Here is a 1,601-nt window from a genome sequence, read left to right on the forward strand (position 1 = left end):
GGTTTATTTCACTTATTCATATTTATTTTATGAAAAAAAGTTAGTGAAGCTGCATTTCTGTAGAGATTTTTATTACGATACCCTTAATCTCTAAGTATGTTGGAACATTAATTTTCCATCCTTTTTGTTAAAAATTCGGATCATAAATTGTCTTATTTTCTCTTTCGAAATGCCTATTTTCATTCAATCCTCTATAGATCCATTCTAAAGTGGAAAGTATCATCCCTTATAGATTGGTTCTTCTTTTTCCTCGAATTTTCTTTTGTCTTGTCATTAAAAAATCTCATTTCATTAATGACACTTACATGGTTATGATTGCGTTAGTCAATTAATATTTATAAAAGTTTTAAGCAATGCCCTAACTATGAATTGCCACTGCAAAACGAATCCCCTATTTCCTGATCAAGAATTCCTTATATTGCCAATTATTTAATATCTATTTTATATAAAAATAACACAAAATAGATGTATTCAATTACTAAACATCGGAGTTGACTTAACCTGTGAAAAAAACTTTTTTTATTGTAATCGTTTCCTTTTCATTATTTTGCTTTACAGAACTTACTTACGCTACAACAGACGAACCAGTTCTCTTCCCAATTAGCTTTCAAATAGAAATTCAGAATTGGGAAGCTGTCAATAAATTACTCCCAAAATACTCGAAGTTCACTGTAATTGATGTGGATAGTGGCAAGAGTTTTAATGTACAACGAAGAGCTGGTAGTAGACATGCAGATGTTCAACCATTAACAAGGGAAGATACAAAGATAATGAAGGAAATATACGATGGGAATTGGAGTTGGCGAAGAAAGGCTGTATTAATTTTAGCTCAAGACAACCTAATCCCTGCTTCCATGCACGGAATGCCACATGGTGCAGGTTCACTTCAAAACGGTTTCCGTGGTCACTTTTGCATTCATTTTTTGGGAAGCACAACACATCGGACAGGAAAATCAGACTTTTCTCATCATGTAATGATCCTTAAAGCTGCTGGGAAGATTGATGAATACATGAATAACGTTCCACCTTCCCAAATATTAAATGTATTTTTGGTTACTATTAAAAACCAAGATAAAGGGATGATTAAAAATATTGCCATAAGTAATCAAAAAAATATTGAAAAAGAGCTAAAAAAAATAGAAAAAATTGAAGCAATACAGTGGAGGACTTTGCCCCAAACAAAAGTGACAAAGCCATACTTTTTAGCAACTGAAATCCCAGTTGAGGTTAGTCTTTTTATAAAAGATAAAGGGCGGATTAGAACCAAACTTTCCTTTACTTTGGCGAGAACGTCACCTCTTTCTCCATGGAAAGTGAATATAGATCCTTTACTATCAATTATTAAATAGTTGTCTAATTACAGGGGGTAGAGATTTACATGTAAATGATTTTATAGAAATTATTGTATGTCATCCAATTTACTTCTAAAGATTTGTCATTAACGATTAAATGGTGCAAATGATTTAGTGCATCGTTCTGTGTTTTTAACTAACTGTCTCGTTAGTTGAATTAAGTATCTAAAAATGATGGTGTTGTAAATGCGGTTATTTTTAGTACAAATAAATAGATAAAATAATTTAAAATTATAATCTATATTTTCT

General features: G+C 31.2%; 1 protein-coding gene. It reads left to right on the forward strand.

From position 1 onward, the window contains the following. Window positions 1-503 precede the first annotated feature (503 nt). On the forward strand, window positions 504-1,349 hold the full coding sequence (locus tag V7056_RS20220; protein WP_499704182.1) for a hypothetical protein: 846 nt from the start codon (window positions 504-506) through the stop codon (window positions 1,347-1,349). Window positions 1,350-1,601 lie beyond the last annotated feature (252 nt).

Source organism: Bacillus sp. JJ664, assembly GCF_036962205.1.
Classification (GTDB): Bacteria; Bacillota; Bacilli; order Bacillales; family Bacillaceae_G; genus Gottfriedia.